This window comes from Halomonas nitroreducens (assembly GCF_003966155.1).
Classification (GTDB): domain Bacteria; phylum Pseudomonadota; class Gammaproteobacteria; order Pseudomonadales; family Halomonadaceae; genus Halomonas; species Halomonas nitroreducens.
This window is the reverse complement of sequence record NZ_RXNS01000009.1, coordinates 160,094-182,765: the sequence shown is the minus strand read 5'-3', so window position 1 is coordinate 182,765 and position 22,672 is coordinate 160,094. Positions and strand designations below refer to the sequence as shown.

Annotated in this window: 15 protein-coding genes and 3 tRNA genes; 3 read left to right on the top strand and 15 right to left on the bottom strand. The window is 66.9% G+C overall.

Annotated features, from left to right (window positions below; all coding sequences use genetic code 11):
- Nucleotides 1–106, bottom strand: a 106-nt coding sequence (locus EKG36_RS20790) for an OadG family protein (protein ID WP_185827539.1), incomplete at its 3' end; no start/stop codon positions are given.
- Between the two features lie 173 nt (nt 107–279).
- Between EKG36_RS20790 and EKG36_RS11130 the strand changes: the two genes are divergently transcribed.
- The gene (locus tag EKG36_RS11130; protein ID WP_126484044.1) at nt 280–1,239 is read left to right on the top strand and encodes a tRNA dihydrouridine synthase; all 960 of its coding nucleotides are present in this window, start codon (nt 280–282) and stop codon (nt 1,237–1,239) included.
- Between the two features lie 157 nt (nt 1,240–1,396).
- Here the strand turns inward: EKG36_RS11130 and EKG36_RS11125 are convergent.
- The 9 genes from EKG36_RS11125 to EKG36_RS11085 form a co-directional block, all read right to left on the bottom strand.
- Nucleotides 1,397–1,473 (bottom strand) — tRNA-Arg (locus tag EKG36_RS11125).
- Nucleotides 1,474–1,545: 72 nt separating this feature from the next.
- Nucleotides 1,546–1,622: transfer RNA gene (locus EKG36_RS11120), tRNA-Arg, on the bottom strand.
- Between the two features lie 35 nt (nt 1,623–1,657).
- Nucleotides 1,658–1,750: transfer RNA gene (locus EKG36_RS11115), tRNA-Ser, on the bottom strand.
- Nucleotides 1,751–1,839: 89 nt separating this feature from the next.
- Entirely contained in the window at nt 1,840–2,043 is a 204-nt protein-coding gene (gene csrA, locus EKG36_RS11110; RefSeq protein ID WP_126484042.1) for a carbon storage regulator CsrA, read from the bottom strand.
- Between the two features lie 198 nt (nt 2,044–2,241).
- Nucleotides 2,242–3,492: an aspartate kinase gene (locus EKG36_RS11105; protein WP_126484040.1), complete on the bottom strand. Its 1,251-nt coding sequence runs from the start codon at nt 3,490–3,492 to the stop codon at nt 2,242–2,244.
- A gap of 104 nt (nt 3,493–3,596) precedes the next feature.
- Nucleotides 3,597–6,203 (bottom strand): alanine--tRNA ligase, encoded by a 2,607-nt coding sequence (gene alaS, locus EKG36_RS11100; protein WP_126484038.1) that lies wholly within the window; start codon nt 6,201–6,203, stop codon nt 3,597–3,599.
- Nucleotides 6,204–6,382: 179 nt separating this feature from the next.
- On the bottom strand, nt 6,383–6,853 hold the full coding sequence (locus tag EKG36_RS11095) for a regulatory protein RecX (RefSeq protein ID WP_126484036.1): 471 nt from the start codon (nt 6,851–6,853) through the stop codon (nt 6,383–6,385).
- 3 nt (nt 6,854–6,856) lie between these two features.
- Complete coding sequence (gene recA, locus EKG36_RS11090) at nt 6,857–7,912, bottom strand: recombinase RecA (RefSeq protein ID WP_126484034.1); 1,056 nt, start codon at nt 7,910–7,912, stop codon at nt 6,857–6,859.
- Between the two features lie 136 nt (nt 7,913–8,048).
- Nucleotides 8,049–8,588, bottom strand: a complete 540-nt coding sequence (locus EKG36_RS11085) for a CinA family protein (protein ID WP_126484032.1) — start codon at nt 8,586–8,588, stop codon at nt 8,049–8,051.
- 156 nt (nt 8,589–8,744) lie between these two features.
- Between EKG36_RS11085 and mutS the strand changes: the two genes are divergently transcribed.
- Complete coding sequence (mutS, locus tag EKG36_RS11080) at nt 8,745–11,327, top strand: DNA mismatch repair protein MutS (RefSeq protein WP_126484030.1); 2,583 nt, start codon at nt 8,745–8,747, stop codon at nt 11,325–11,327.
- A gap of 156 nt (nt 11,328–11,483) precedes the next feature.
- Nucleotides 11,484–11,807, top strand: coding sequence for a ferredoxin FdxA (fdxA, locus tag EKG36_RS11075; RefSeq protein ID WP_126484028.1), 324 nt, complete (start codon nt 11,484–11,486; stop codon nt 11,805–11,807).
- A 482-nt stretch (nt 11,808–12,289) separates the two neighbouring features.
- On the opposite strand, the gene eno is transcribed toward fdxA, so the two are convergent.
- The 5 genes from eno to gltB all read right to left on the bottom strand — a co-directional run bounded on the left by eno (nt 12,290) and on the right by gltB (nt 22,351).
- Nucleotides 12,290–13,582 carry a phosphopyruvate hydratase gene (eno, locus tag EKG36_RS11070; RefSeq protein WP_126484026.1) on the bottom strand — a complete coding sequence of 431 codons (1,293 nt, stop codon included), beginning with the start codon at nt 13,580–13,582 and terminating at the stop codon, nt 12,290–12,292.
- A 37-nt stretch (nt 13,583–13,619) separates the two neighbouring features.
- Nucleotides 13,620–14,471: a 3-deoxy-8-phosphooctulonate synthase gene (kdsA, locus tag EKG36_RS11065; RefSeq protein WP_126484024.1), complete on the bottom strand. Its 852-nt coding sequence runs from the start codon at nt 14,469–14,471 to the stop codon at nt 13,620–13,622.
- 5 nt (nt 14,472–14,476) lie between these two features.
- A complete protein-coding gene (locus EKG36_RS11060) occupies nt 14,477–16,135 on the bottom strand; it encodes a CTP synthase (protein ID WP_126484022.1) in 1,659 nt (552 codons plus the stop codon).
- A 326-nt stretch (nt 16,136–16,461) separates the two neighbouring features.
- Nucleotides 16,462–17,880, bottom strand: a complete 1,419-nt coding sequence (locus EKG36_RS11055) for an FAD-dependent oxidoreductase (protein WP_126484020.1) — start codon at nt 17,878–17,880, stop codon at nt 16,462–16,464.
- A 22-nt stretch (nt 17,881–17,902) separates the two neighbouring features.
- Nucleotides 17,903–22,351, bottom strand: coding sequence for a glutamate synthase large subunit (gltB, locus tag EKG36_RS11050; RefSeq protein WP_126484018.1), 4,449 nt, complete (start codon nt 22,349–22,351; stop codon nt 17,903–17,905).
- Nucleotides 22,352–22,672: the final 321 nt, after the last annotated feature.

Sequence of the window (22,672 nt, the reverse complement as noted above, 5' to 3'; positions counted from 1 at the left end):
ACATCAGGGTCGTGACGATCACTAGCACGGTAAGAAAAACAAACACGAAGCCCATGCCGAGCCCCATCAGGGCGAAGCCCTCGTTCAACAGCTGCATGTCCTGCATGCGGAAATCTCCTCGGCAATGCAGTCACCTTGCGCGAAAAACACGAGATCAGGATGACTTGCGCATAAATTCTGATCGTATAACCTGCCAGACTCCCGACGGATTGCAATCACGCCATGGTGGAAGTCAACGTTGTTAATTTACTACATGAAGGCCGTATCGGCCTAGCCCCCATGGAAGGGGTGATCGATGCGGTGACCCGCGACCTGCTGACGCGCTCCGCCGGTTTCGACTGGACGGTGACCGAGTTCGTACGGGTGGTGGACACGCGCCTGCCGCCCCGCGCCTTCCTCCGCCACTGCCCGGAACTCAACGGCGACGCGCCCCCCGGAACCCCCAGCGGCGTGCCTGTCCATCTGCAGCTGCTGGGCTCTGACCCTGTCGCCCTGGCGGCCAACGCCCGCCAGGCCCTGCGCCTGGGCGCCGCGAGCCTGGATCTGAATTTCGGCTGCCCCGCCAAGCTGGTCAACCGCCACGACGGCGGTGCCTCCATGCTGCGCGACCCGCAACGACTGTACGCCGCCGTGAGCGCCGTGCATGCCGCCGTGGGCGACACCATCCCGGTGACTGCCAAGGTCCGCCTGGGCTTCGCCGACCGCCGGCTGGCGCTGGCCTGCTCCCGAGCCGCCGAGGATGGCGGTGCCCGCCAGCTGGTGGTCCACGGCCGCACCCGCAACGAGGGCTACCGCCCGCCGGCCCACTGGGAGTGGATTGGCCGCATCCGCCAGCACCTGGCCATCCCGGTGGTCGCCAATGGCGACATCTGGACCCTGGAAGACTACTGGAAGGCCCGCACCCTCTCCGGCTGCCGCGACGTCATGCTCGGCCGCGGCGCCCTGGCCGACCCCGGTCTGGCGCGACGCATCCGCCACTGGCAGGCCACCGGCCAGCGCCTGCCGGCGACGCCCTGGGCCGAGAAGGCCCGGGTGCTGACCGACTATGCTGCAGCGCAACGTACCACACTCCCGGGCAAGATCGTGGTCTCCCTCCTTAAACAATGGTTGAACCAGATGCGCGGGCGGGATGTAGAAGCCGCCCGACGCTTCCAGGCCCTGCGCCGAATCACCGAGCTGGAGGCCTTCCTGAGCGGCCTTGGAGACCCCCGGGAGGAGCGACTGGCCACGCCGGCCTGAGACGGACAGGCAAAAAAAGGACGCTCATCGCAAAGCGACGGCGCCTCAAACGATCGCGGAGCCGGGGCCCCTCTCTGGGCACGGCCGGTCCGGCTAGCGAGAAATCATCAACAGGAAAGCAGAAGACCCGCCCTCGCGAGGAGGACGGGTCGGAATCTGGCGCGCCCGGGAGGATTCGAACCTCCGACCACCTGATTCGTAGTCAGGTACTCTATCCAGCTGAGCTACGGGCGCTTTCGGCGACAAGCAGGGTCATCGCAGAGTGACGATCCGGATCGTGACGACTCGGGTCATCGAGGATAAAGATGGCGCGCCCGGGAGGATTCGAACCTCCGACCACCTGATTCGTAGTCAGGTACTCTATCCAGCTGAGCTACGGGCGCTGATCTTTACCGTGTCGAGACGTTCATGACGAACGTGGCGGAGAGGGAGGGATTCGAACCCTCGATGAGGCTATAAACCCCATACTCCCTTAGCAGGGGAGCGCCTTCAGCCACTCGGCCACCTCTCCCTCATCGACAGGTGCGTATCCTACCGATTTAAAAGGCCATTGTCCAGCGCTTCGGGGAATTTTCTGCACATCCCCCTCGGCCCGGGAGCTCAGGCCTCGTCTGTCCCATCATCGGCATCCCCATCCGTCTTCTCGCGCTGAATGCGTTGATAGATCTCTTCACGGTGGACGGCGACGTCCTTGGGGGCGTTGACGCCGATGCGGACCTGGTTGCCCTTGACGCCAAGCACGGTGACGGTGATGTCGTCACCGATCATCAGGGTTTCGCCGACACGGCGAGTCAGGATGAGCATGACTGATCTCCTTCTCAGACTACTGACTGCGGGATGCTCGTCTTCGACAGGTGACGACGTCGCGATGGCTGCCACGGCGTCGTCCCTGGCCACTGGCGTCGACCATGACAACCAATGGGCTCGTTGAAAGGAAGCCCTGTCACGGCGAAGCCCCGGACTTCCCTACAAGCGTAGAAGCTGAAAACGAACTACGACGCCTTATTCGCTTTCGATGTCATCCTTGTCGAGACCGAAGGCCTGGTGCAGGGCGCGCACGGCCAACTCCATGTGCTTCTCGTCGACCACGACCGAGATCTTGATCTCGGAGGTGGAGACCATGCGGATATTGATGTTCTCCTCGGCCAGCACCCGGAACATCTTGGAGGCCACGCCGGCGTGAGAGCGCATGCCCACGCCCACCAGGGAGACCTTGGCGATCTTGTCGTCGCCCTTGACCTCGCCCTCGCCCAGCTCGGGCAGTACCTGCTCCTCGAGGATCTTGAGGGTCTGCTTGTAATCGCCCTTGGCGACGGTGAAGGTGAAGTCGGTGTAGTCACCGGCCGGCGCCACGTTCTGCACGATCATGTCGATCTCGATGTTGGCATCGGCGATCGGCCCCAGGATGCGGTAGGCCACGCCCGGCACGTCAGGCGTGTTGAGCAGGGTCAGCTTGGCCTCGTTGGCGGTGAAGGCGATACCGGAGATCAGCGGTTCTTCCATGGAATCCTCGTCTTTGTCGGAGTCTGCGACGATCAGGGTGCCGGGGCCATCCTCGAAGCTGGACAGCACGCGCAGCGGAACATTGTACTTGCCGGCGAATTCGACGGCGCGAATCTGCAGGACCTTGGAGCCGAGGCTGGCCAGCTCCAGCATCTCCTCCACGGTGATAGTGTCCAGGCGCTGGGCGCGGGAGCAGACACGGGGGTCGGTGGTGTAGACGCCATCGACGTCGGTGTAGATCTGGCACTCGTCGGCGTTCAGCGCCGCGGCCAGGGCTACCCCGGTGGTGTCGGAGCCGCCGCGCCCGAGGGTGGTGATGTTGCCCTCCTCGTCGACGCCCTGGAAGCCGGCCACCACAGCCACCTGGCCGTCGTCCAGGTCCTGGCGCATGTCCTCGGTCTCGATGCGCTGGATCCGCGCCTTGGTGTGGGCGCTGTCGGTCATGATGCCGACCTGGGAGCCGGTGTAGGAGGTCGCCGGCACGCCCAGCTTGTGCAGGGCCATGGTCAGCAGCGAAATGGTGACCTGCTCGCCGGTGGAGACCAGCATGTCCATCTCGCGTGGGGTCGGGTCGTCGTTGATGTCATTGGCCAGGCCGATCAGGCGATTGGTCTCGCCGCTCATGGCCGAGACCACGACCACGACCTGATGGCCGGCGTCACGGAAGCCCTTGACCTTCTCGGCCACGGCCTTGATGCGCTCCACGGAGCCCACCGAGGTGCCGCCGAACTTCTGTACGTATAGTGCCATGTGTCGTTATCCCTCGTTTCGAGTTAGCGTTCGAATGCGTGAAGGGTGATGGAGGCCGCAAAGACCAGGGGCCGGGGGCATCGCTGCCTCCGGCCCCCAAAAGACTAGAGCCTGTCCTCGACCCACACCGGGACGCTTTCCAGCGCCCCCGGCAGGGCCGCGACATCACTGCCGCCGGCCTGGGCCATGTCGGGGCGCCCGCCGCCCTTGCCACCGACCTGGGAGGCCACGTGGTTGACCAGCTCACCGGCCTTGACGCGGGCGGTCAGGTCATCGGTGACCCCGGCGATCAGGCTTACCTTACCGGCGCTCTCGTCGGCCACGCCCAGCACCACGATGCCCGAGCCCAGCTTGTTCTTGAGCTGGTCGAGCATGCCGCGCAGTTCCTTGCCGGACACCCCGTCCAGGCGCTTGGCCAGCACCTTGACGCCCTTGATCTCGCGGGCCTCGCCGAGCATGTCGTTGCCGGCGGCGCTGGCCAGCTTGCCCTTGAGCCGCTCGAGTTCCTTCTCCAGGCCGCGGTTGCGCTCGACCAGCGCGTCGACCCGTTCCTCGAGCTGCTCGGGCTTGGCCTTGAGGCGTTCGGCGATGTGGCCCACCCGAGCTTCCTGCTGACGGAAGTAGGCCAGCGCGCCCTCGCCGGTGATCGCCTCGACGCGCCGCACGCCGCTGGCGATGCCGGCCTCGCTGACGATATGGAAGCAGCCGATGTCGCCGCTGCGCACCACGTGGGTACCGCCGCACAGCTCCACGGAGAACGCGTCGGCACCGATGGTCAGCACCCGCACGTCCTCGGCGTACTTGGCCTCAAACAGCGCCGCCGCGCCCCTCGCCTTTGCCTCATCGAGGGTCATGTGCTCGATGCGGGTCGCGGCATTGGCCAGCACCTGCTCGTTGACCAGGCGCTCCACCTCGGCCAGCTGCTCGGCGCTCATCGGCTCGAAGTGGCTGAAGTCGAAGCGCAGCCGCTCCGGCGTGACCAGTGAGCCCTTCTGCTGGACGTGATCGCCCAGCACCATGCGCAGTGCCTGGTGCAACAGGTGGGTGGCGGAGTGGTTGCGCACCGTGGCCGCGCGCAAGGTCGGATCGACCTGGGGGGTCACCGGGGCCCCCACCGCGAGCTCGCCCTCGAGCAACACGCCGTGGTGCAGGTGGTGGCCGGCTTGCTTCTGGGTGTCGGTGACCAGGAAGCGGCCACTCTCGAGCACCAGGTAGCCGGTGTCGCCCACCTGGCCGCCGGACTCGCCGTAGAAGGGGGTGCGGTCCAGCACCACCACGCCGCGCTGCTCCGGCACCAGCTTGGCCAGCGGGTTGCCCTCGCGGTCGACCAGGGCGGTGACGGTGGCCCGATCCTCCAGCCGGTCATAGCCCGTGAAGGCGGTCTCGCCCTCGAGGTCCAGGGCCGCCCCGTAGTCGGCGTCGAACTGGCTGGCCGCCCGGGCGCGCTCGCGTTGGGCCTCCAGCTCTCGCTCGAAGCCGGCCTCGTCGAGGCTGACGCCACGCTCTCGGCAGACATCGGCCGTCAGGTCGTAGGGAAAGCCGTAGGTATCGTAGAGCTTGAACACCGTCTCGCCGGCCAGCACCTCGCCCTCGAGCTCGTCCAGGGCCGCCTCGAGCAGGCCCATGCCGTGCTCCAGGGTACGGGCGAACTGTTCCTCCTCCTTGAGCAGCACGCGCTCGATCTGGTGCCGGGCCTCGCGCAGTTCGGGATAGGCCTCGCCCATCACCACGTCCAGCGCCCCCACCAGCTTGTGGAAGAAGCTGCCCTTGGCGCCCAGCTTGTGGCCGTGACGCACCGCACGGCGAATGATCCGGCGCAGCACGTAGCCGCGCCCCTCATTGGAGGGCAGCACGCCATCGGCGATCAGGAAGGCGCAGGAACGGATGTGATCGGCGATCACCCGCAGCGAGGGCGTGGTGGTATCAGCGTGGCCGGTGGCCCGAGCGGCGGCCTCGAGCAGATACTGGAAGAGGTCGATTTCGTAGTTCGAATGCACGCCCTGCATCACCGCGGCGATGCGCTCCAGGCCCATGCCGGTGTCGATGGACGGCTTGGGCAGCGGGTGCATCTCGCCGCTGGCGTCCCGATCGAACTGCATGAACACCAGGTTCCAGATCTCGATGTAGCGGTCGCCGTCTTCCTCGGGACTGCCGGGAGGCCCGCCCCACACCTCGGGACCGTGATCGAAGAAGATCTCGGAACTCGGGCCGCAGGGGCCGGTATCGCCCATCTGCCAGAAATTGTCCTCGTCGAGCTTGGAGAAGCGCTCGGGGTCGACGCCGATCTCGTCCTTCCAGATGCGCTCGGCCTCGTCGTCGCTGATGTGGACGGTGACCCACAGTTTCTCCCTGGGCAGCCCCAGCACCTCGGTGAGGAAGGCCCAGGCGAAGCGGATGGCATCCCGCTTGAAGTAGTCGCCGAAGCTGAAGTTGCCCAGCATCTCGAAGAAGGTATGGTGCCGTGCGGTGTAGCCGACGTTATCCAGGTCGTTGTGCTTGCCCCCGGCACGCACGCAGCGCTGCGCCGAGGTGGCACGGACATAGGGCCGCGGGTCGCGTCCGAGGAAGACATCCTTGAACGGCACCATGCCGGCGTTGGTGAACAGCAGCGTCGGGTCGTTGCCCGGCACCAGGGAGCTGGACGGCACGATGGTGTGCCCTTGCTCCTCGAAGTACTTCAGAAAGGCCTGTCTGATGTCTGCGCTTTTCATGGGGTATCCGTGGCGATAAGCATGGTGGCCCGCCGGGCGGGTGGTCGTCGGCCGGCACGCCGCCGACGCCGGTGTCGGCACGCCGTTGCGCCCGTGGAGTGCCACCCGGGGCATTCGCAAAGGGGACCATTATAGCGCAGTCGTCAAGCGACTAAAGGGCGGAAGGCTGTCGGGGGGAGTCAGGCCTCGTCCCAGGCGTGTGCGAGGGCGTGCCTGAGCTGGTCGAAGTCGAAGCCGCGACCGGCCAGGAAACGCTCGCGGCGGGCGCGCTCTCGTGGCCCCTCGCCGGGACCGGGAAAGCGCCGCGCCAGGACCTCGGCAGCCAGGCGAAACCAGTCGACCTCGCCCTCGGCCTCACGGAAGGCCGCCCGGGCGGTGTCGTCGTCGACGCCTCGCCGACCGAGTTCGGCGCGGATCTTCAGCGGGCCCTGGCCGCGGACCACCCGGGCGCGCAGGAAGCTCTCGGCAAAGCGCGCATCACTCTGTAGTCCCTGCTCGACCAGGGCGTCGAGGCAGGCCTCGATCTCGCCGGCCGCGTGCCCCCTGGCGGCAAGGCGCTCGTGCAGCTCGCCCCGGGCGTACTCCCGCCGAGCCAACAGGCGGATGGCGTCATCCCGGGGGGGGGTATCGGCGGCAGGCGGCGCGCGCATGGCTTAGAGCAGGTCGTCGTCGCGTTCGCCGGCGGTGGCCTCGGCCGCCTCCTCCTTGGGCTCGGGCGTGGCAAGCAGCTGGGCGCGGATCTGGCTCTCGATCTCCTCCATCACCGCCGGGTTGTCCTCGAGGAACTGGGCGGCATTGGCCTTGCCCTGGCCGATCTTGTTGCCCTGGTAGCTGTACCAGGCGCCGGCCTTGTCGACCAGGCCGCACTGCACCCCCAGGTCGACCACCTCGCCGGCGTGGTAGATGCCCTTGCCGTAGAGGATCTGGAACTCGGCCTGGCGGAACGGCGGCGCCACCTTGTTCTTGACGACCTTGACCCGGGTCTCGTTGCCGGTGACCTCGTCACCCTGCTTCACCGAGCCGGTACGACGGATGTCGAGGCGCACGCTGGAGTAGAATTTCAGGGCGTTGCCGCCGGTGGTGGTCTCGGGACTGCCGAACATCACGCCGATCTTCATGCGGATCTGGTTGATGAAGACCACCATGCAGTTGGCGTTCTTGATGTGGCCGGTGATCTTGCGCAGGGCCTGGGACATCAGCCGTGCCTGGAGGCCGACGTGGGAATCCCCCATCTCGCCCTCGATCTCGGCCCGCGGGGTCAGCGCCGCCACGGAGTCGATGATGATCACGTCGACGCCGCCGGAGCGCACCAGCATGTCGCAGATCTCGAGCGCCTGCTCGCCGGTGTCGGGTTGGGAGACCAGCAGGTCGTCGAGGTTGACGCCGAGCTTCTCGGCATAGCTCGGGTCCAGGGCGTGCTCGGCGTCGATAAAGGCGCAGGTCTTGCCCTGCTTCTGAGCCTCGGCGATTACCGACAGGGTCAGGGTAGTCTTGCCCGAGGACTCGGGGCCGAAGATCTCCACCACGCGGCCATAGGGCAGGCCGCCGATGCCCAGCGCGATATCCAGGCCCAGCGAGCCGGTGGATACCGACGGCATCACCACGCGCGGGGTGTCGCCCAGGCGCATCACGGTGCCCTTGCCGAACTGGCGCTCGATCTGGGAAAGCGCGGCGCTCAGCGCCTTGGAACGGTTGTCGTCCTGAGCCATGAAGGATCTCCTAAGCGGTCGCCGTCGAGGACGGCATGACGAAAGCGGGAATGGCGGCGACGGGCTCGTGGCCCCTGTCGAAAAGCACTGTATGACTGCACAGTAGTATGACGAAAAACGCGGCGCTCGGCCAGCCTCATCTGCTGCCCACGACCGTGTCGGGCCGGTCGTCCGCCAGGGACAGGATCAACCCGGCCAGGGCGGCCTTCACGGCCTGCTCGCGCACGGCCTGGCGGTCCCCGGGGAAATGCCGGCACTCGGCTCGGACCCGGCTCGCCGAGCCCCAGGCCAGCCAGACCGTGCCCACCGGCTTGTCGGGACTGCCGCCGCCGGGGCCCGCCACGCCGCTGACGGCCACGGCCAGCCCGGCACCGCTGTCCCGGCAGGCGCCGGCCACCATGGCTTCGACCACCTCGCGGCTGACCGCGCCGTGTTCTTCGAGCAGCGACGTCGACACTCCCAGCAGGCGGGCCTTGGCGCCATTGGCATAGGTCACGTAGCCAGTCTCGAAATAGTCGGAACTGCCGGCCACTGCGGTGATGGCACTGGCCACTCCGCCACCGGTGCAGGACTCTGCGGCGGTGACGGTGACGCCCCTGGTCCGACAGCACTCGCCGAGCCGTTCAGCGAGGTACCGCGTGTCGCGTCGTTCGAGGTCCTCGGCGGTCGAGGTCATGGCCTCCCTCCCTGGCGATGGTGATCCGCACGCGGCGGCCTGACGTCGACCGCCCTTGGGCGTAGAATACTGGCTTTGCCCGAGACATGCATGGCGTGCTCGACGCCGGTCTCCGCGCATATCGCCACCCTCACCACAGGACGTCCAAGGAAACCCATGTCACAGGTCAGCGCCCAGCACACGCCGATGATGGCACAGTACCTGAAGATCAAGCGCGAGCATCCGGAGGTGCTGCTCTTCTACCGCATGGGCGACTTCTACGAGCTGTTCTTCGAGGATGCCAAGCGCGCCGCCGCCCTGCTCGACATCACCCTGACCCAACGCGGCCAGTCGGCGGGCCAGCCGATCCCCATGGCCGGCGTGCCCTACCACAGCGCCGAGGGCTACCTCGCCCGGCTCGTCCAGGCCGGCGAATCGGTGGCCATCTGCGAGCAGATGGGCGATCCGGCGACCAGCAAGGGGCCGGTAGAGCGCAAGGTCGTGCGCATCGTCACCCCCGGCACCCTCTACGACGAGGCCCTGCTGGATGCGCGCCGCGACAACCTGGTGGTGGCGGCCCATCCCGTCGGCGAACGCTGGGGCCTGGCCTGGCTGGAGCTGTCCAGCGGGCGCTTCAGCGTGCTGGAGGTCGAGGGCGAGGCCGAGATGCTCGCCGAGCTGACGCGCCTGGACCCGGCCGAGCTGCTGCTCCCCGAGAGCCTCGCCCTGCCCCCCGTCCTCGAGGAGCGCCGCGGCCTGCGCCGCCAGAGCGACTGGCTGTTCGACCTCGAGTCCGCCATCCGTACCCTGTGCGACCAGTTCGCGGTCCAGGACCTGCGCGGCTTCGGCTGCGCCCATCTCGAGGCGGCGCTCACCGCCGCCGGGGTGCTGATCGACTATGCCCGGGACACCCAGCGCTCGCGCCTGCCCCACGTCACCGCCATCGGCGTGGAGAGCCGGGATGACGCTGTGGTGATCGATGCCGCCAGCCGGCGTAACCTGGAAATCGACATCAACCTCGCCGGCGGCACGGACAACACCCTGGCCAGCGTGCTCGACACCACCGCCACCGCCATGGGCTCGCGACTGCTCAAGCGCTGGCTCAACCGCCCGCTGCGCGACCGCGCCCAGGTGGGCGGACGCCAGGCGGCGGTGGCCGCCCTGCTCGACCGGGACGGCTTCGAGCCGCTGCGCGACTCGCTCAAGGCCATCGGTGACGTGGAGCGTATCCTCGCCCGGGTCGCCCTCTACAGTGCCCGTCCCCGTGACCTGGCGCGCCTGCGCGATGCCCTGGCCGCCCTGCCCGACCTCCAGGGCGAACTGGCCGACTACGCGGACGGCACCGCCCTGGACGAGCTGAAGCGCCATATCCGTCCCTACCCCACCCTCGCCGACACCCTGGCCCGGGCCCTGGTGGAGAACCCGCCGGTGGTGATCCGCGACGGCGGGGTGATCGCCGAGGGCTTCGACGCCGAACTCGACGAGCACCGCGGCCTGGCCGAGCACGCCGGCGACTACCTGGTGCAACTGGAGACCCGGGAGCGCGAGCGGACCGGCCTGCCCGGTCTCAAGGTGGGCTACAACCGGGTCCACGGCTACTACATCGAGATCCCCCGCGCCCAGGCCCGCGACGCCCCGGTGGACTATATCCGCCGCCAGACCCTCAAGAACGCCGAGCGCTTCATCATCCCCGAGCTCAAGGAGTTCGAGGACAAGGCCCTGTCGGCCAAGTCCCGGGCCCTGGCCCGGGAGAAGCTGCTCTACGAGAGCCTGCTGGACGAGCTCAACGCCGAGCTCGGCGCCCTGCAGGCCAGCGCCCGCGCCCTGGCCGCCCTGGACGTGCTGGCCGCGTTCGCCGAGCGCTCCCGGGCCCTGGACTTCGTGCGCCCGACGCTGCCCGAGGCCCCCGGCCTGGCCATCCGCGGCGGTCGCCACCCGGTGGTCGAGCGGGTCAGCGACGCCCCCTTCGTGCCCAACGACCTGCACATGGACGACGAGCGCCGCATGCTGGTGATCACCGGTCCCAACATGGGCGGCAAGTCGACCTACATGCGCCAGGCGGCGCTGATCACCCTGCTCGCCCATACCGGCAGCTTCGTGCCCGCCGACGAAGCCACGATCGGCCCGGTGGATCGCATCTTCACGCGCATCGGCTCCTCAGACGACCTGGCCGGCGGCCGCTCCACCTTCATGGTGGAGATGACCGAGACCGCCAACATCCTGCACAACGCCACCGACCACAGCCTGGTGCTGATGGACGAGATCGGCCGCGGGACCTCGACCTTCGACGGCCTGTCCCTGGCCTGGGCCAGCGCCGAGCACCTGACCCGCAGCCGCGCCTTCACACTGTTCGCCACCCACTACTTCGAGATGACGGCCCTGGCGGATCAGGCGCCCGGGGTGGCCAACGTCCACCTGACGGCGGCGGAACACCGCGACGGCATCGTTTTCATGCACCGGGTGGAGGACGGCCCGGCCAGTCAGAGCTATGGTCTCCAGGTGGCCCAGCTCGCCGGCGTGCCCCAGGGGGTGATCAGCCGGGCGCGGGAGAAGCTCACCCATCTGGAGCAGCAGGAGATCGACCAGGGCCAGCGCAGCGCGGCATCGCGCGCCCCGGAGGATGGGCCCGCGCCCCAGCAGGCCGACCTCTTCGCCAGCGCGCCGCACCCCCTGGTGGAAAGCCTTGCCGGCCTCAGCCTGGACGATGTTACCCCGCGCCAGGCGCTGGAGTGGCTCTACCGCTGGCAGGAGAGCCTGTGACCGCGCGGGGGTCGCTTGCGGGAGGCGGGGCGAGCCGACTAGAATGGTTCGGCCAAGTTCTACATATTATAAAAGCAGCCGTTTTTATAACCGAAAACTCAACATTCAAGACCGATCGGCCGCGGCGCGCCCCGGCCCCGAGGAAGGGAGACTGACATGACATTCGTCGTCACCGAGAACTGCATCAAGTGCAAGTACACCGACTGTGTCGAGGTCTGCCCGGTGGACTGCTTCTACGAGGGTCCCAACTTTCTGGTGATTCACCCCGATGAGTGCATCGATTGCGCGCTGTGCGAGCCCGAATGCCCGGCCGAGGCAATCTTCTCCGAGGACGAGTTGCCCGAGGGTCAGGAACAGTTCATCGAGATCAATGCCGAGCTCTCGGAGGTGTGGCCGAATATTTCCGAGAAGAAGGACCCGCCGGCCGACGCCGAAGAGTGGGACGGCAAGCCCGGCAAGCTCGAGCACCTGGAGCGCTGACCCCGCCCTTCTCCTTGGACACGACGACGCCGAATGTCTCTCGACATTCGGCGTCGTCGTCTTGCCATGACAGTGGCGGAGAACACCAGGCAAAAAGGGCGACCCGCAGGCCGCCCGCTCCTAGCCGTCCTTGAGCGGCTCCGTCCGCTCGATCTCCTTGAGTGGCATCCCTGCGCGGAGGCGACGTCCTGTCACACCGCGCGCACTCGAGACTGCATCCCGTGGCATCCTGCCGGGAGAGACTCCGCTCTCCCTGATCCCGAGTTCATTGTGGCAGGACCTGGCGACTTCTCAACCATGCCCTCGTCATTCACGCCCCTCAGCGCGTCACGCCAGCCCTCTATAAAATCCTTTATTATCAAGGGGATAAAAAAAGGCCGACGCCAGGGCATCGGCCTTTCTCAAGCTAACTATGGTCGATGTCGTCGTCGTTTTGTAGGCGATCTCCTACAAATCACGCCGACAAAGACAACAGTGTTCGCTTATTGTCCCTTGATCGCCGCACGTCCCGGGTAGTCCACCCGCTCGCCGAGATCCTCCTCGATCACCAGCAGGCGGTTGTACTTGGCCACGCGGTCGGAGCGGCACAGCGAGCCGGTCTTGATCTGACCGGCGGCGGTACCCACCGCCAGGTCGGCAATGGTGGTGTCCTCGGTCTCGCCGCTGCGGTGGGAGATCACCGCGGTGAAACCGGCATCCTGGGCCATGCGGATCGCATCCAGGGTCTCGGAGAGCGAACCGATCTGATTGAACTTGATCAGGATGGAATTGCCGATCTGCTCGTCGATGCCACGCTTGAGGATCCGTGTATTGGTGACGAAGAGGTCGTCGCCGACCAGTTGCACGCGGTCACCGAGCTTGTCGGTCAGCGCCTTCCAGCCATCCCAGTCGGACTCGTCCATGCCGTCCTCGATGGAGACGATCGGGTACTGGTCACACAGCTCGACCAGGTAGTCGGCGAAGCCGGCGGCATCGAAGCTCTTGCCCTCGCCCGCCAGGTTGTACTGGCCGTCCTGGTAGAACTCCGAGGAGGCGCAATCCAGCGCCAGGGTGATGTCGGAGCCGAGGGTATAGCCGGCATCACTCACCGCCTGCTTGATCACCGCCAGGGCCTCGGCGTTGGAGGCCAGGTCCGGCGCAAAGCCGCCCTCGTCGCCCACGGAAGTGGACAGGCCGCGCGCAGACAGCACCTTTTTCAGGGCATGGAAGATTTCGGCGCCCATGCGCAGGCCCTCGCGGAAGCTCGGCGCCCCCACCGGCTGGATCATGAACTCCTGGATATCGACATTGTTGTCGGCATGCTCGCCGCCGTTGAGGATGTTCATCATCGGCACCGGCATGCGGTACTGTCCCGGCTGGCCGTAGAGCTCGGCGACATAGGCATAGAGCGGCATGCCCTTGGCGGCGGAAGCGGCCTTGGCGGCGGCCAGGGACACGGCGAGGATGGCGTTGGCGCCCAACTTGGCCTTGTTGTCGGTTCCGTCGAGCTCGAGCATGGCGTTGTCCAGGCCACGCTGGTCACGCGCATCCATGCCGACCAGGCGCTCGCGGATGGTTCCGTTGACGGCGTCGACGGCCTTCAACACGCCCTTGCCCAGGTAGCGGGACTTGTCGCCGTCACGCAGCTCGAGAGCCTCACGGGAACCGGTAGACGCCCCGCTCGGGGCACAGGCGGAGCCGGTGGCACCGCTCTCCAGGCGCACGTCGGCCTGGACGGTGGGGTTGCCGCGGGAGTCGAGCACCTCGAGGGCGCGGATATCGACGATCTTGGTCATGTTGTGTCGTCCTTAGCGAGTCAGCGTTGGAGGAAAATCAGGCAATCTCGAGCGGTGTGAATCCCTTCACCAGGTCGTCCAGGGCCTTGAGCTGGGCCAGGAAGGGCTCGAGCTTGTCCAAGGGCAGCGCACAGGGGCCATCGCACTTGGCATTGTCCGGGTCCGGGTGCGCCTCCAGGAACAGGCCGGCCAGCCCCACGGCGACACCGGCCCGGGCCAGCTCGGCAACCTGGGCGCGACGCCCATCGGCGCTGTCGGCCCGGCCGCCCGGGCGCTGCAGGGCATGGGTGACGTCGAACAGCAGCGGGTAGCCGGTCTGCTTCATGTCACCGAAGCCGAGCATGTCCACGACCAGGTTGTTGTAGCCGAAGCTGGTGCCGCGCTCGCAGAGGATCAGCCGATCGTTGCCGGCCTCCTCGCACTTGCGCAGGATATGGCGCATCTCGTGAGGGGCCAGGAACTGCGGTTTCTTGATGTTGATCACCGCCCCGGTGGCAGCTATGGCCACCACCAGGTCGGTCTGGCGAGCAAGGAAGGCCGGCAGCTGGATGACGTCGGCCACCTCGGCGACGGGCTTGGCTTGCCAGGGCTCGTGGACATCGGTGATGACCGGCACGCCGAAGCGCGCCTTCACCTCGGCCAGGATCTCCAGGCCCTGCTCGATGCCCGGCCCCCGGAAGGAGTGGATGGAGCTGCGATTGGCCTTGTCGAAACTCGCCTTGAACACGTAGGGCATGCCCAGGCGCCCGGTGACCTCGACATAGGCCTCGGCGACCTCGAGGGCGAGCTCACGGGATTCCAGCACGTTCATGCCGCCGAACAGGGTCAGCGGCAGGGCGTTGCCGACCGGCAGGCCGGCAACGTCGATATGGCATTCGGGGGCGGTCATCGACCTCACTCCTGCGGGGCGGCGGTCTGGGCACGGGTGCGCACCGCCTTGTGCTCCAGGGCCGCGTTGACGAAGCCGGTGAACAGCGCATGGCCGTCACGGGGGGTCGAGGTGAACTCCGGGTGGAACTGGCAGGCGACGTACCAGGGATGGTCGGCCAGTTCGACCATCTCCACCAGGGAGTTGTCGACGCTGCGCCCGGAGACCACCAGGCCGGCCTTCTCGAGGCCCTCGACGAACTGGTTGTTGACCTCGAAGCGGTGGCGGTGGCGCTCGACGATCTCGTCGTCGCCGTAGGCCTCGCGGGCCTTCGAGCCCGGCGCCAGGCGACACACCTGGCCGCCCAGGCGCATGGTGCCACCGAGGTCGGAGGCCTCGTCGCGCAGCTCGATCTTGCCTTCCGGGTTGAGCCACTCGGTGATCAGGCCGACCACCGGGTGCTGGGTGTCATGGGTGAACTCGGTGGAGTTGGCATCGCCCCAGCCGGCCTTGTTTCGGGCGAACTCGATGACTGCCACCTGCATTCCCAGGCAGATGCCCAGGTAGGGGATCTTGTTCTCCCGGGCGAAGCGAGCCGTGGCGATCTTGCCTTCCACGCCGCGCTCGCCGAAGCCACCGGGCACCAGGATGGCGTCCTTGCCGGCCAGGCGTTCCGGGCCATGACGCTCGATGTCCTCGGAGTCGATGTAGTCGATGTTGACCTTGACCCGACTCTGGATGCCGGCGTGCACCAGCGCCTCGTTGAGCGACTTGTAGGCGTCGAGCAGCTCCATGTACTTGCCGACCATGGCGATGTTGATCGACTTGAGCGGGTTGAGCTTGGCATCGAGCACACGGATCCACTCGGTCAGATCGGCCTCGTCGGCCTCCAGGCGCAGCTTGTCGCAGACGAACTCATCCAGGCCGTGCTCGTGGAGCATCAGCGGGATGCGGTAGATGGTGTCGGCGTCCTGCAGCGGGATAACCGCGCGCTCCTCGACGTTAGTGAACAGCGCGATCTTGCGCCGCTCGCTTTCCTCCAGCTCCACCTCGCTGCGACAGATCAGGATGTCCGGCTGGATGCCGATGGAGCGCAGCTCCTTGACGCTGTGCTGGGTGGGCTTGGTCTTCGTCTCCCCGGCGGTCTTGATATAGGGCACGAGGGTGAGGTGCATGAAGATTGCCCGGCTGGCGCCCAGCTCGCTGCGAATCTGACGGATCGATTCGAGGAAGGGCAGCGACTCGATATCGCCCACCGTGCCGCCGATCTCGACCAGGGCCACGTCGGCGCCCTTGCCGCCCTCGTAGACACGGCGCTTGATCTCGTCGGTGATATGCGGAATCACCTGCACGGTACCGCCCAGGTAGTCGCCGCGGCGCTCCTTGCGCAGCACGTGCTCGTAGACCCGCCCGGTGGTGAAGTTGTTGGCCTGGGTCATCTTCGTGCGGATGAAGCGCTCGTAGTGCCCGAGGTCCAGGTCGGTCTCGGCCCCATCCTCGGTGACGAACACCTCGCCGTGCTGGAAGGGACTCATGGTGCCCGGATCCACGTTGATGTAGGGATCGAGCTTGAGCATGGTGACCTTGAGGCCCCGAGCCTCGAGAATCGCCGCCAGCGAAGCCGACGCGATGCCCTTGCCGAGAGAGGACACAACGCCGCCGGTCACGAAGATATATCGTGTCATGGAGAACCTGTCGAAACGTGATCGGTAGGCCCGGCAGGAAGCCGCGCCAGGATGGGACGACAGCGTAGCAGAATACGACCAATGGCTCAATTTGAGCGCCAGACAGGATCATGGAGGGGAGTCCCGACGACGGGTCCCGGTGTGCCGGACCATCGAGGGGGCCTGTGCCCTGCCCTGCGGCACTCTGGCCTGCTGGGCCGGCCCGTTCGGCGGCATCCGCCCTATCCATGGCCAAAGCCCCCTCCACGAACTGTCCCCGGCGCCGCTCGCTTCGAGCGTCGAGCAGGACGATAACGCCACCCTGCTCGAGGCCCTGAGCCCGTGGCTTACACCTCCAGGTAGTCGAGGATGCCCTCGCCGGCCTGGCGCCCTTCGTAGACCGCGGTGACCACCAGGTCGGAGCCGCGCACCATGTCCCCCCCGGCGAAGATCTTCTCGTTGGTGGTCTGGAAGGCGTGGGCGCCGTGCTCCGGCGCCTTGACCCGGCCGCGCTCGTCGACGTCGATGCCCACGGTCTCGAACCAAGGCGCCGGGCTCGGCTGGAAGCCGAAGGCAATGACCACGGCATCGGCGGGCACCACTTCCTCGGAGCCGGGCACCACCTCGGGACGCTGGCGACCATTCTCGTCGGGCTCGCCGAGGCGCGTGCGCACCACCTTGACGCCCTCGACGCCGTCCTCGCCGACCACCGCCACGGGCTGGCGGTTGAAGAGGAACTCGACCCCCTCCTCGCGGGCGTTGACCACCTCCTTGCGCGACCCGGGCATGTTCTCCTCGTCGCGACGATAGGCGCAGGTGACCGCGCTGGCGCCCTGGCGGATGGCGGTGCGGTTGCAGTCCATGGCGGTGTCGCCGCCGCCCAGTACCACGACCCGCCTGCCTGCCAGGGAGACATAGTCCGCCGGGTCCTCCTCGAAGCCCAGGCAGTGGTTGACGTTGGCGATCAGGTAGTCGAGCGCCTTGTGCACCCCCGGCAGGTCCTCGCCGGGGAAGCCACCTTCCATGTACTTGTAGGTGCCCATGCCGAGGAAGACGGCATCATACTCCTCGAGCAGCGTGTCGAAGGGCATGTCGCGGCCGATCTCCACGCCCAGGCAGAACTCGACGCCCATCTCCTCGAACACCGCCCGGCGCCGTTCCATGACGGTCTTCTCGAGCTTGAACTCGGGAATGCCGAAGGTCAGCAGGCCGCCGATTTCGGGGTACTTGTCGAACACCACCGGCTTGACGCCGTTGCGCACCAGGATGTCGGCGCAGCCGAGCCCCGCCGGGCCGGCGCCGATGATCGCCACACGCTTGTCGGTCCAGGTGACGCCGGACATGTCCGGACGCCAGCCCATGGCGAAGGCGGTATCGGTGATGTACTTCTCCACCGAGCCGATGGTCACCGCCCCGAAGCCGTCGTTGAGGGTGCAGTCACCCTCGCAGAGGCGGTCCTGGGGGCAGACCCGGCCGCACACCTCGGGCAGCGAGTTGGTGCGGTGGGAGAGCTCGGCGGCCTCCAGGATATTGCCCTCGCTGACCAGCTGCAGCCAGTTGGGGATGTAGTTGTGGACCGGGCACTTCCACTCGCAGTAGGGGTTGCCACAGTGCAGGCAGCGATGCGCCTGGCTGGCTGCCTCCTGGGGCTTGAACGGCTCGTAGATCTCGGCGAACTGGCGCGCCCGGGTGCGGGCCGGCTTCTTCTCGGGGTCCTGGCGACCCACGTCGATGAACTGGAAATCGTTGCTCAAACGGTTGGCCATGTCTGTGCTCCTCTCTGCGGGCTTACTCGGGACGCCGACGGGATTCGGCAAGCAGGCCGGCGAGGCTCGCTGCCTTGGGCTTCACCAGCCAGAAGTGGCGGATGAAGTCGCTGAAGTCCTCGAGGATGTCGCGTCCGCGTTGGGAGCCGGTCTCCGCGACGTATTCCTCGATGATCTCCCGCAGGTGTCGCCGATGGGCCTCCATGGCCTCGGTGTTGACGCGGTGGATTTCCACCAGTTCATGGTTATACCTGTCGACGAAGGTGCGGTCCTCGTCGAGCACGTAGGCGAAGCCCCCGGTCATGCCCGCCCCGAAGTTGACACCGGTCTCGCCGAGCACGGCGACCAGGCCGCCGGTCATGTATTCGCAGCAGTGGTCTCCGGCCCCCTCGATCACCGCATGGGCGCCGGAGTTGCGCACCCCGAAGCGCTCGCCGGCGGTGCCGGCGGCGAACAGCTTGCCGCCGGTGGCGCCGTATAGGCAGGTGTTGCCGATGATCGCCGTCTTGTGGCTCTCGAAGGCGCTCTCTCGGGGCGGCACGATCACCACCTTGCCACCGTTCATGCCCTTGCCCACGTAGTCGTTGGCATCACCCTCGAGGTAGAGCTGCAGACCACGGGCGTTCCACACCCCGAAGCTCTGGCCCGCCACGCCGCGGAAGCGGGCAGTGACTGGTGCCTCTTCGAGGCCGGCCTCACCGTAACGCTTGGCGATCACGCCGGAGGCCAGGGCACCGACGGAGCGGTCGCAGTTGGTGATGACGAAGTCGAACTCGCCGCCCGATTTCTCCTCGATGGCCGTCTTGAGCGCCTCCAGCACCTCCTGGTTCTTGGCGCCCGGGTCGTGGGGCACGTTGCGACTGACACCGCAGAACTGTGGCGCCTCGGCCGGCACGAAGTCGTTGGTCATCAACGGCGACAGGTCGAGCTTGCGCTGGGACTCGGTCCCCCCCTCGATCACCTCGAGCAGGTCGGTGCGCCCGATCAGGTCGGTCAGCTGGCGTACGCCGAGCATGGCCATCAACTCGCGCACCTCCTCGGCGATGAAGCGGAAGTAGTGCTTGACCATGTCCACGGTGCCGCGGAAGTGCTCGTCGCGCAGGAACTGGTGCTGGGTGGCCACGCCGGTGGCGCAGTTGTTGAGATGGCAGATGCGCAGGTACTTGCAGCCCAACGCCACCATCGGGGCGGTACCGAAGCCGAAGCTCTCGGCGCCGAGAATCGCGGCCTTGATCACGTCGAGGCCGGTCTTCAGGCCACCGTCGGTCTGCAGGCGGATCTTGTCGCGCAGGCCGTTGAGCCGCAGCGCCTGGTGGACCTCGGGCAGGCCCAGCTCCCAGGGACTGCCGGCGTGCTTGATCGAGGTCAGCGGGCTTGCGGCGGTACCGCCATCGTAGCCGGACACGGTGATCAGGTCGGCATAGGCCTTGGCCACCCCGGTGGCGATGGTGCCGATGCCGGGCTCGGAGACCAGCTTCACCGAGACCTGGGCGTCCGGGTTGACCTGCTTGAGGTCGAAGATCAGCTGCGCCAGGTCCTCGATGGAATAGATGTCGTGGTGCGGCGGCGGCGAGATCAGGGTCACGCCGGGCACCGAGTAGCGCAACCGGGCGATCAGCTCGTTGACCTTGCCGCCGGGCAGCTGGCCGCCCTCGCCGGGCTTGGCGCCCTGGGCCACCTTGATCTGCAGCACCTCGGCGTTGGCCAGGTAGGCCGGGGTGACGCCGAAGCGGCCGGAAGCGATCTGCTTGATCTTGGAGCTGCGGATGGTGCCGTAGCGGGCCGGATCCTCGCCGCCCTCGCCGGAGTTCGAGCGCCCACCGGCCTCGTTCATGGCCTGGGCCAGGGCCTCGTGGGCCTCCGGCGACAAGGCGCCCAGCGACATGCCGGCGCTGTCGAAACGCGGGATCAGGCTCTCCACCGGCTCCACCTCGGAAAGCGGCAGCGCCGTCTCGGCAGGCTTGAGCCTGAGCAGGTCACGAATGGTCGCCGGATCACGGTCGTTGACCAGGGCCGCGAACCTCTTCCACTTGGCGTAATCGCCTTCCTGCACGGCCTCCTGGAGGGCCTTGACCACGTCCGGGTTGTAGGCGTGGTATTCGTGGCCGTGCACGTACTTCATCAGGCCGCCATGGGAGATGCTCTTGCGTGGCTTCCAGGCGTCCTTGGCCAGCAGCTCCTGCTGCAGCTGCAGCTCACTGAAACCGGTCCCCTCGATGCGTGAGGCCATGCCGGTGAAGCACAGCTCCATGACCTCGGCGGCCAGCCCCACGGCCTCGAACAGCTGCGAACCGCGGTAGGAAGCAAGCGTCGAGATGCCCATCTTGGAGAGGATCTTGAACAGCCCCTTCTGTAGGCCCTTGCGGTAGTTCTCGCGGGCATCCGCCGGGTTGCCGACCAGCTCGCCGGTGCGGTGCATGTCGGCCATGACCTGATAGGCCAGCCAGGGATAGACCGCGGTGGCTCCCACCCCGAACAGCACCGCCATCTGGTGGGCATCCCGGGCATAGCCGGTCTCCACCACGATGTTGATCCGGGGACGCAGGGCCAGGCGGCCCAGGTGATGATGCACGGCCCCCACGGCCAGGGCGGCATGGATCGGCACCTGCTGCCGCTCGAGCTGAGCATCGGAGAGCACCAGGATCACCTTGCCGTCGCGCGCGGCCTGCTCGGCCTCGCCACACAGCGCCTGGAGGGCGCCCTGCAAGCCGACCACCTCGGGATCATAGCCCAGCGACAGGGTGTGGCTGACGAAGGCCGGGTCGTCCTGGGTGACCAGGGCAGTGAACTTGCGCGGCGACAGCACCGGCGTGGTCAGGATGATGCGGTGGGCATGCCCCGGGGTCGCCTTGAAGACGTTGCGCTCGGCACCGATGCAGGTTTCCAGCGACATCACGATCGCCTCGCGCAGCGGATCGATGGCCGGGTTGGTGACCTGAGCAAACTTCTGGCGGAAGTAGTCGGTCAGCAGCCGATGCTTGCCGGAGAGCACCGCCATGGGGGTGTCGTCGCCCATCGAGCCCACCGCCTCCTGGCCGCTCTCGGCCAGCGGACGCAGCACCTGGTCGCGCTCCTCGAAGCTGACCTGGAACATCTTCTGCTGCACGGCCAGTGCCTCGGCATCCATGTTCTGGAAGCGTGCCAGCTCGGTGAGCGCCGACTCGAGGTAGTTGGCCTCCTGCTTGAGCCAGCGCTTGTAGGGGTAGGCGGACTTGAGTCGCTCGTCGATGTCGGTGGTATGCAGCACCTCGCCGGTCTCGGTGTCCACGGCCAGGATCTGGCCGGGGCCGACGCGGCCCTTGGCGACAACGTCCTCGGGCCGGTAGTCGTAGGTACCGATCTCCGAGGCCAGGGTGATGTAGCCGTTCCTGGTGATCACCCAGCGCGCCGGGCGCAGGCCGTTGCGGTCGAGCATGCAGACGGCCTGGCGACCGTCGGTCATGACCACCCCGGCCGGGCCGTCCCAGGGCTCCACGTGCATGGAGTTGTACTCGTAGAAGGCGCGCAGGTCACCGTCCATGATCTCGACGTTCTGCCAGGCCGGCGGCACCATCATGCGCACCGCGCGGTGCAGGTCCATGCCACCGGTGAGCAGCACCTCAAGCATATTGTCCATGCTCGAGGAGTCGGAGCCGGTGGTGTTGACGATCTCGTCGAGCTCGGCGATGTCGGGCAGGCGCTCGCTGACGAAGTTTTCCTTGCGCGAGTTGGCCCAGCCGCGGTTGGCCTCGATGGTGTTGATCTCGCCGTTATGGGCCATCAGGCGGAACGGCTGGGCCAGCGGCCAGCGCGGCGCGGTGTTGGTGGAGAAGCGCTGGTGGAAGACGCAGATGGCGGTCTCCAGGCGCGCGTCACCCAGGTCCCGGTAGAAGGCCGGCAGGTCCACCGGCATCACCAGCCCCTTGTAGGAGACGACCTCGGTGGACAGCGAGCAGACATAGAAGTCCTCGTCGTCGCGCAGGGCCTGCTCGGCGCGGCGCCGGGCCATGAACAGGTCGACGTCGAAGGTGTCGCCGGTCGCCGCGCCGGGCTCGACGAAGAGCTGTCGGATGCGCGGCAGGCAGTCCAGGGCCATGGGGCCGCAGACGCCGGGATCCACCGGCACCTCGCGCCACCCCAGCACCTTGAGGCCACGGGCCTCGAGCTCGCTCTCGAGGGTCTCGCGCCCCCGTGCCTCCCGGGCATCGTCGTCGGGCAGGAAGATGCTGCCCACGGCGAAACGCTCGCCGAGCTCGACCCCGAGGGATTCCTTGGCGATGTCACGCATGAAGCCGCCGGGCATCTTCAGCAGCAGGCCGCAGCCGTCGCCGGTCTTGCCGTCGGCGGCGATGCCCCCGCGGTGAGTCATGCAGGTCAGGGACTCGATGGCGGTCTGCAGCAGGTCGTGGCTGGCCTGCCCCTCCATGTGGGCGATCAGGCCGAACCCGCAGTTGTCCCGAAACTCGCCGGGTTGATGGAGACCTCTGTTCATGGGCGTGCCTCAGCTGATAAGGGTGTTTTTATGCAGTTTCATGTGATATTTTATAATGTTTTTCTTCTTTCACGATGCCGATTCCGAGACATCAAGACTGCATGGCAAAAGGCTGGACAGCATAGCCAGCCTGGCCGTCACCACGCAACGCCCCTCCCCTGCCCCGCTCCGCAAAACCATCGACAAATCCGTGACTTGCAATCAAAGAAAAGCAAAAAAACCCGTCAACTCAACGAGTTGCAGGAGATCAATACGAGCGTTTCATGCCTGCCCGACATTCACTAGACTTTAGTCCAATATGGCGCCCAACCCCCATACCGA